Annotated in this window: 7 protein-coding genes; 2 read left to right on the plus strand and 5 right to left on the minus strand. The window is 66.3% G+C overall.

Annotated features, from left to right (window positions below):
* Nucleotides 1–39 precede the first annotated feature (39 nt).
* Nucleotides 40–606: an HdeD family acid-resistance protein gene (locus ACWPWT_RS12430; RefSeq protein ID WP_454279848.1), complete on the minus strand. Its 567-nt coding sequence runs from the start codon at nucleotides 604–606 to the stop codon at nucleotides 40–42.
* Between the two features lie 103 nt (nucleotides 607–709).
* On the opposite strand from ACWPWT_RS12430, the gene dnaE reads away from it, so the two are divergent.
* Nucleotides 710–4,198, plus strand: coding sequence for a DNA polymerase III subunit alpha (gene dnaE, locus ACWPWT_RS12435; protein ID WP_454279849.1), 3,489 nt, complete (start codon nucleotides 710–712; stop codon nucleotides 4,196–4,198).
* A gap of 45 nt (nucleotides 4,199–4,243) precedes the next feature.
* On the opposite strand, the gene ACWPWT_RS12440 is transcribed toward dnaE, so the two are convergent.
* A complete protein-coding gene (locus tag ACWPWT_RS12440) occupies nucleotides 4,244–4,378 on the minus strand; it encodes a hypothetical protein (RefSeq protein ID WP_261267952.1) in 135 nt (44 codons plus the stop codon).
* A 48-nt stretch (nucleotides 4,379–4,426) separates the two neighbouring features.
* The gene (locus ACWPWT_RS12445) at nucleotides 4,427–5,494 is read right to left on the minus strand and encodes a PA0069 family radical SAM protein (protein WP_454279850.1); all 1,068 of its coding nucleotides are present in this window, start codon (nucleotides 5,492–5,494) and stop codon (nucleotides 4,427–4,429) included.
* A 105-nt stretch (nucleotides 5,495–5,599) separates the two neighbouring features.
* On the opposite strand from ACWPWT_RS12445, the gene ACWPWT_RS12450 reads away from it, so the two are divergent.
* Nucleotides 5,600–5,932 (plus strand): VOC family protein, encoded by a 333-nt coding sequence (locus ACWPWT_RS12450; protein ID WP_454279851.1) that lies wholly within the window; start codon nucleotides 5,600–5,602, stop codon nucleotides 5,930–5,932.
* A gap of 4 nt (nucleotides 5,933–5,936) precedes the next feature.
* Here the strand turns inward: ACWPWT_RS12450 and moaB are convergent, their stop codons facing one another.
* Both moaB and ACWPWT_RS12460 read right to left on the minus strand, forming a co-directional pair.
* Entirely contained in the window at nucleotides 5,937–6,464 is a 528-nt protein-coding gene (gene moaB / locus ACWPWT_RS12455) for a molybdenum cofactor biosynthesis protein B (protein ID WP_454279852.1), read from the minus strand.
* A gap of 188 nt (nucleotides 6,465–6,652) precedes the next feature.
* On the minus strand, nucleotides 6,653–8,328 hold a 1,676-nt coding region (locus ACWPWT_RS12460), incomplete at its 5' end, for a lytic transglycosylase domain-containing protein (RefSeq protein WP_454279853.1).

The raw sequence follows: 8,328 nt of genomic DNA on the forward strand, positions 1-8,328 counted from the left end.
CCGTTTAGCCTGGGCGAAGTTTAAGGCCGAGCCACCCGCTCAAATCGAAAACGCGCTCGCGCCCTTCTTGTGATCCAGTGCCGAAGCGATCGACGTGATGCCGCCGAAGAAGAAGCTCAGCCCCAAAATATAGCCCGGCAGCGTCATCGCGCTCCAAGGCAGCGTGGCCAGCACGAATACCGCCAGAATGATGTTGAGCACGCCCAGCGCGATCATCCATCCGCGCCGACGGCGCATCCGCGCGCCCAAGCCGATCTCCAGCGCGCCGCGCAGGCCCAGCCATACCGCGACCAGCAAGGTGATCGAGATTGCGCCCGTCGCCGGCTCGAATGCCATGATCAGTCCGATGACGAGCGAGATCAGGCCAAAGCCGATGGCATAGCCGCGCCCCTCATGGCCCTTGCCGAAAATCCCCGCACCGATCGCCACGATCCCCGACGCCAGAAAGAACGCCCCGATGACGAGCGTCGCCGCCAGCGTGGCCGGCACGGGAAAGACGAACGCCGCCAGGCCAAGCAGTGCCGACAATATGCCGTAGGCCAGGATCCAGCCCCAGCCCGCGCCGGGACGAAGCGAAGTCGCATAGGATCGATCGGTGTCGGTCATCGTCAATATCCTGCGGTAGATCAGCCCTTCTGTTGCCGTAACGGATCGCCTGTGGCCGGGTTCCGCGCTGGTCGAATCACGCGAGGTCGGGTAGGGATGGGGCATGCATTCCGGTTATGTGCCCCTCCGCATCTTTTCGTCCTTCACGATGCTCGATGGCGCGATCGATCCCAAGGCGATAGCCGCGCAGGCCCAGGCCAATAACTTCCCCGCCGCCGGGCTGACCGATCGCAACGGCCTCTATGCCGCCATGGCCTTTTCCGACGCCGCGAAGAAAGCGGGGGTGCAGCCGATCATCGGCACGATGCTGGGCGTCGCGCGGCCCGACATGCCCGACAATGTCGGCGCGGTGGTCGACTGGATCGCGCTCTATGCGCAGGACATGACCGGCTATGACAATCTGTGCGCGCTGGTGTCGGCGGCGCATCTCGACCGGCCGATCGAGCTGGCGGCGCATGTCGGCTTCGACACGCTGGAGAAGTTCAGCACCGGCCTGATCGCGCTGACCGCGGCCGGGGAGGGCGGCATCGCGCGGCTGTTCGCCGAAGGCCAGCCGGACCGGGCCAAGGCCTATGCCGACCGGCTCCAGGCGATTTTCGGCGACCGGCTCTATGTCGAGCTCGCCCGCCGCGACGATCCCATCGAGATCGCGGCCGAGCAGGATCTGATCGACCTTGCCTATGACCGGGACCTGCCGCTGGTCGCGACCAATCCCTGCTGCTTTGCCGATAGCGGGTTCCGCGACGCGCATGACGCCATGCTGTGCATCGCCAATTCGACCTATGTCGAAATGGACGACCGCCCCAAGAGCAGCCCCGAGGCCTGGCTGAAGCCCGCCGAGGTGATGAAGCAGCTCTTCGCCGACCTGCCGGAAGCGATCGACAACACGCTGGTCGTCGCACAGCGCTGCGCGGTGATGGCGCCTTGGCGCAAACCGATCCTCCCCAGCCTCGCGGGCGACCGCGAGGGCGAGGCGGCGATGCTCCGCCGCGACGCGACGGCGGGGCTGGAGGCGCGGCTCGACCGTATCGCCGAGCTGGAGGGCGAGGGCGAACCCGGCTGGCGCGAGGCCTATCACGAACGGCTCAAGTTCGAGGTCGACATCATTATCCAGATGGGCTTCCCCGGATATTTCCTGATCGTCGCCGACTTCATCAAATGGGCCAAGGATCACGACATTCCCGTGGGGCCGGGCCGTGGTTCGGGCGCGGGCTCGGTGGTCGCCTGGGCGCTGACCATCACCGACCTCGATCCATTGAAGCTGGGCCTGCTGTTCGAGCGCTTCCTGAACCCGGAACGCGTGTCGATGCCCGACTTCGATATCGACTTCTGCGAAACCCGGCGTGGCGAGGTCATCCGCTACGTCCAGGAGAAATATGGTCGCGATCAGGTCGCGCAGATCATCACCTTCGGTAAGCTGAAGGCGCGCGCGGTGCTGAAGGATACCGGCCGCGTACTCCAGATGAGCTATGGTCAGGTCGACCGGCTCGCCAAGCTGGTGCCTAACCATCCGACCGACCCCTGGGACCTGAAGCGCGCGCTGAACGGCGTGCCGGAGTTGGCGAAGGAATATGCCAACGACAATCAGGTCCGCCGCCTGCTCGACCTGGCGACCAAGCTGGAGGGGCTGCCGCGTCACTCGTCCACTCACGCCGCCGGTGTGGTGATCGGCGACCGGCCGCTGGCGCAGCTGGTGCCGCTTTATCGCGACCCGCGCTCGGACATGCCGGTGACGCAGTTCGACATGAAGTTCGTCGAGGGTGCGGGCCTCGTGAAGTTCGACTTCCTCGGCCTCAAGACGCTGTCCGTGCTGCAAAAGGCGGTGCAGCTGCTCGCCAAGCGCGGGGTCGAGGTCGATCTCGGGGCCTTGGCCTGGGATGATGAGGCCACCTACGCTCTTCTGCAGAAGGGCGACACGGTCGGCGTGTTCCAGCTGGAATCGGAAGGCATGCGGCGCACCCTGTCCGCCGTACGCCCGACCAATTTCGGCGACATCATCGCGCTCGTGTCGCTCTACCGGCCGGGTCCGATGGACAATATCCCCAGCTTCGGTCGCCGCAAGCAGGGGACCGAGGAGATCGTCTACCCGCATCCCCTGCTCGAACAGATATTGTCCGAGACCTATGGCATCTTCGTCTATCAGGAACAGGTGATGCAGGCCGCGCAGATCCTGGCGGGCTATTCGCTGGGCGGCGCGGATCTTCTCCGCCGCGCGATGGGCAAGAAGGTGAAGGCGGAGATGGACGCGCAGCGCGCCATCTTCGTCAAGGGATGCCAGGAGGTGAACGGCATCCCGTCGCAAAAGGCCAATGAGCTGTTCGACTTGATCGACAAGTTCGCCGGCTATGGCTTCAACAAGAGCCATGCGGCAGCCTATGCGCTGCTCGCCTATCAGACCGCGTGGCTGAAGGCGCATCATCCGCACGAATTCTACGCCGCGTCGATGTGCTACGACATGGCGCTGACTGACAAGCTAGCGATCTTCGTCGACGATGCGCGGCGGATGGGCGTGACGATGCTGCCCCCCTGCATCAACGCCAGCCAGGCGGAGTTCGATGTCGAGCCGCATGAGGACGGCTTGGGCGTCCGCTACGCGCTGGGCGCGCTCAAGTCGGTGGGCGAGGGCGCGATGGAGAAGCTTGTCGTTGAGCGCAATGCGGGCGGCCCCTTCGCCTCGCTCGATGCGCTGGCCAAGCGGGTCGATCCGCGCCTGATGAACAAGCGCCAGCTGGAGACGCTGGCGTCCGCAGGGGCGTTCGACGGGATCGAGGTCAACCGAGCGGGCGTCCATGCGGTCGCCGAAACCGTTCTCGCCATCGCCGCGCGCACCCATGAGGGTCGGACGAGCGGACAGGGCGGGTTGTTCGGTGAGACCGAGGTGGCGGGCGACGCGGTCAAGCTGCCGACCGGCACGCGCTGGAGCCTGTCGCAGCGGATGGAGCAGGAGAAGGAAGCGTTCGGCTTCTATTTCTCCGCCCATCCGGTCGATCGCCACGCGCATATCGCCAAGATGCACGGCGCGCGGACCTACACCTCGCTGACCGACCTGATCATCCCCGACGACGGCGCGCGGATCGGCGCGACGATGGCGGCTTTGGTCGAAGATGCGCGCTGGCGGACCTCGGCGCGGGGCAAGCGCTATATGATGGCGCAGCTATCCGACGCGACGGGGCAGTTCCTGGCGACCTGTTTCGACGATTCGGTGGCGGGCGATCTGGAAAAGGCCGCCAAGGAGGGCGATTGCGCGCTCATCACCGTCGAACTTGATCGCCGTCCGGGCGAAGAGGCCCCACGTGTCAGCATCAAGCGGGTCCAGCCATTCGACGGGCTCGCCAGCACCGCGAAGTTCGTGGTCGAGGTGACGGTGGCCGACAAGGCGGCGTTCAAGGCGCTTCACGCGATGCTCGACCCGCTGCGCAACGGCCGGGGAGAGGTCCGGGCGCGGATCGCGGGGCCGGACGGCGATACGCTGCTGATGCTGGGACGTAACTTCCTGCTCGACGCCGAACTGGCCAGCCATATCGAGGACCTGCCGGGCGTGACCGCAGTCGCGATGAAGTCGTCGGAGGCGCGTCTGGCATTGGTGGGGTAATGGCTGAACCGTCGCCCCAGCGCACGCTGGGGCGACGGCCCGGCATTAGCCCCCGACTTCGCGCCGATCCTGCTCTTCGTCGCCCGCCTCACCATGATTGCCATAGCCGCCGCCGGAGCTGTCGGCCTCGTCCTCGTTGGGCACCTGTTCGGGCGGGGTCTGTTCGGGGTCGTGGATCATCGTCGCTCTCCTTCCCGGTTCCAACGCGTGGACGAAGCGGGATGATCCTCAAAACAACTCGCCTTGCGCTCCCCTTGGCGGGCGAAACAGGCTGGTGTCGAGCAGCGGCCGATCGCGGTTCAGCCCATGCAGCCGACATGCTCGGTGGAAACGAACGCGCAGCAATTCCGCCCAGGGGCCTTGTCCGCGCATCCGGGTGAAGAAGCCAGGATCATTGTCTCGCCCGCCGCGCAGCGACTGGATGATCGCCATCACCTTGCCCGCCCGTTCGGGGAAATGCGTATCCAGCCAGGCGCGGAATAGCGGCGCGACCTCGTGCGGCAGGCGGACGGGGATAAAGAAGGCATGACCGGCCCCCGCCTGCGCCGCACGGGCAACCAGATGCTCGATCTCATGGTCGGTGATGGCCGGGATTACCGGCGCCAGCGAGACATAGGTCGGGATGCCCGCCGCTGACAGCTTCGCCACCGCTGCAAGCCGTCGCTCGGGCGTGGGCGCGCGAGGCTCGACCGTCCGCGACAATCTGGCGTCGAGCGACGTGACCGAGACGCACACCGTCGCCAGCCCCTTGGCAGCCATCGGTGCCAGAATGTCGATGTCGCGCACCACCCGGTCGGACTTGGTAGTGATCGCGACGGGATGGTCCGTTTCGGCCAGCACCTCCAGGATTTGCCGGGTGATCCGCCATTGCTGCTCGATCGGCTGATAGGGATCGGTATTGGTCCCCAGCGCGATCGGCGCGACGCGATAGCCGGGCCTGGCGAGTTCGACGCGAAGCAGCGCGGCGGCATCCGGCTTGGCGAACAACTTGGTCTCGAAGTCCAGCCCCGGCGACAGGTCGTGATAGGCATGGGTCGGTCGCGCGAAGCAATAGATGCAACCATGCTCGCACCCGCCATAGGCATTGATCGACTGGCTGAACGGCACGTCGGGCGAGCTATTCCGGGTCAGGATCGTGCGGGGTTTGACGATCGTCACGCTCGTCCGCAGCCGTGGCGGTTCGCCATCGACCACCGCACGCTGGTCCAGCCAGTCGCCGTCCGCCTCCTGTTCGGGCAGGTTGAAGCGCCGGCTCGTCGCATTCCCGGTCGCGCCCCGGCCCGTGATCCTCGTCACGGTAGCGCCCCTGAGCGGCGCGCGATCATATCGGAAGAATCGTCCTTGACCATAGGGTCAGGCTATCGCATCAACGGGAACGTATCAAGAACGAGGGGAAGTGTGATGGCACGGTTCGAGTATCTGGAGCTTCCGGTTTCCGATCGGGCGGAGGCCAAGCGCTTCTATGCCGATGCGTTCGGTTGGGACTTCACCGATTTCGGTCCCGATTATGCCGCGACGATGAGCGGGGACACCGATCTTGGCCTCGACGCCTCACCCGAGAAGGTCGCCGCGCCGTTGCCGGTGATACGCGTCGACGACCTGGAGGCGGCACAGGCGGCGGTCGAGCGCGCGGGTGGCGCGATCAGCGTGCCGATCTTCGCCTTTCCGGGCGGCAGGCGTTTCCACTTTCGCGATGTCGACGGTCACGAACTCGCCGCGATGCAGGGCGAGTGAGCGATCAGCGCTCCAGCAGCCGGGGCATGAGTTCGACGAAGTTGCAGGGGCGGTGACGGCTGTCGAGCTGATCGCGCAATATGCCGTTCCAAGCGTCCTTCACCGCACCCGTCGAGCCCGGCAGCGCAAAGATATAGGTCCCGCGCGCGACGCAGGCGCAGGCACGCGACTGGATGGTCGATGTGCCGATCGTCTGGAAGCTGAGCCAGCGGAAGAGTTCGCCGAAGCCGGGAATCATCTTGGTGGCGACGCGCTCGACCGCTTCGGGGGTCACGTCGCGGCCGGTTACGCCGGTGCCGCCGGTGGTCAGGATGCAGTCGATGCTGCCGTCGTCGATCCATCGATGGAGTTGTGCGACGATATGGTCGGCATCGTCGCGCAGGATCGTCCGCTCGGCCAGGTCATGGCCTGCCTCGGTCAGCAGCCCGACCAGCGTATCGCCCGAACGATCCTCCGCCAGCGAGCGGGTGTCGGAGACGGTCAGCACCGCGATGCGGACGGGCAGGAACGGGCGGGTCGTATCGATGGGCATGGCGGCTTTCGAAACAGAGATTGGCGGGTAAAGCTCCGACGGGAATAGAGGGGGCGGCTTGGCGAAAGGCGGGACTTGCTCTTCGACGTCGCTCAGCGTGAACCGAGGTTGGGGACCGGGTCCCGCTCCAAATGTCGTTCAGCCTGAGCAAGGTCGAAGGCCATGCTATGCCGACGCCCCAAATCCACTCAATTCGCCTGGGGAACCGCCGTGCTCGATTGCGGGCTGATCGTGGCGTTCAGGGCGATCGTCGTCTTCGCGGGTAGGCTCGCTTGTGCGATATTGGGGCGTTGCAGTCGGATCGCACTCGCGCCCGGCAACCCCGGGAAGCGCGGCCATAGCCCCTGGGCCAGCGCCGACCGGCTGGGCGACTTGCTCTTGCCGGTCTGGCCTTCGTACATCCAGTAATTGCGCAGGACCATGGTGACATATCCGCGCGTCTCCCAATAGGGGATGCTCTCGATGTAGAGCAGCGGATCGCCATTGTCGCGCACGATGCTGTTCCACTCGGCCACGGGCTTGGGCCCGGCATTATAAGCGGCGATGACCTTGGGCAGCAGGCCGCCGGTGACGCCGGTCATGTCGCGGAGCCGCTCCAGATGGCGCTGCCCGATGTCCATGTTGGTCGAGGGCTTGGTCAGCGCGCTGCGGTCGATCGACACACCGCGTTCGCGCGCGAAATCGGTGGCGGCGGCGGGCATGATCTGCATCAGGCCATAGGCACCGGCGGGGCTGATGACCTTGTTGCGGAATCCGCTCTCCTGCAGCGTATGAGCGTAGACCAAGGCCTTTTCGACGCGCCAGCCGCTGTCAGGCGTCCAACTCGGTGTCGGATAACGGGCCTCGGCGGTCGCGGTGACACCGGCCGGACAGTTATGCGCCAGCCAGACGGTCGTCGCGGGCAGGTCGAGCGATTCGGCCAGGCGGACCAGACTGCGGAACTCGCCAGACTGGCCGATCCGGGCTTGCTGCCGGATCACGGCATCGGCCAGGTCGGTCTCCCCGATCTCGACCAGCGCGGCGGCGACCAGGATGTTGGGGCGACGGTCCAGCGCGGCCCAGTCGGTCGCAACCAGTTGCCCGCGTGACTCCCGGTCGCCACGCATGCCCAGCGCCTGGCGGGCAAGCTGACCATAAAAGCTCTCACGGAATTGCGAGGCGGAACGCAGCCGTCCCTCGACCCGGTCGGGGCGTCCGCATACCATATCGGCGCGGGCCGCCCAGTAGAGCGCAGCGGCGCGCAGGTCGACATCGGTCGCGCGCGCCGCCGTTCCCTCGAACGCGGTTTCGGCGGTCTGGCAGTCATTCTGACGCCAGGCGGAGAGAGCGACGGTCCAGCGCCCCTGGATCGCCCAATCGCCGACCCCGTCCGCCGCCTTGGCGGCCAAGGTCCGGGCGTTGGCGTCGTCGCCCATCAGGAAATAGATCCAGGCAACACGCTGCTGCCACTCGGTCAGCGCCTCGGGCGAAAGGCCCTGTGTCGATTCGAGCAGCGCCAGGGCAGAGGGGCCGTCATCCGCCTTGACGAAAGGCTGCATCTTCACCGCCAAATCGGCGGCGATCATATCGCTCTTTACGCTTTTGGCGCGGAGCCGGCGGGGGGCGCCATCCTGCCAGATCAGATTATGGGCTTCGGGCAGCGGGGGCAGGTCGCGCGCGCCACGCGAACGGGCCAGGCGGGCGAGCTGTTCGGCCTGGGGCAGCTCGGGGGCTTCGTTGAGCAGCGCGACCAGCCGGTCGACCTCGACCTTGGGTGAGCCCTTGGCGGTGTAGAGTTCGGCGCGAGCGATCGCGTGGAGCGGGCCGGGCTTGAGCGCGTCGAGTTCCAACTGCGCATCGGTCCAGCGGCTTTCGCGGATCGCGG

This window comes from Sphingomonas sp. Marseille-Q8236 (assembly GCF_965112005.1).

What these genes read in the sequence shown, in the direction of transcription:
- ACWPWT_RS12430 (WP_454279848.1), bottom strand. Translation starts at nt 606, where the DNA reads ATGACCGACACCGATCGATCCTATGCGACTTCGCTTCGTCCCGGCGCG.
- ACWPWT_RS12450 (WP_454279851.1), top strand. Translation starts at nt 5,600, where the DNA reads ATGGCACGGTTCGAGTATCTGGAGCTTCCGGTTTCCGATCGGGCGGAG.
- moaB (WP_454279852.1), bottom strand. Translation starts at nt 6,464, where the DNA reads ATGCCCATCGATACGACCCGCCCGTTCCTGCCCGTCCGCATCGCGGTG.
- dnaE (WP_454279849.1), top strand. Translation starts at nt 710, where the DNA reads ATGCATTCCGGTTATGTGCCCCTCCGCATCTTTTCGTCCTTCACGATG.
- ACWPWT_RS12440 (WP_261267952.1), bottom strand. Translation starts at nt 4,378, where the DNA reads ATGATCCACGACCCCGAACAGACCCCGCCCGAACAGGTGCCCAACGAG.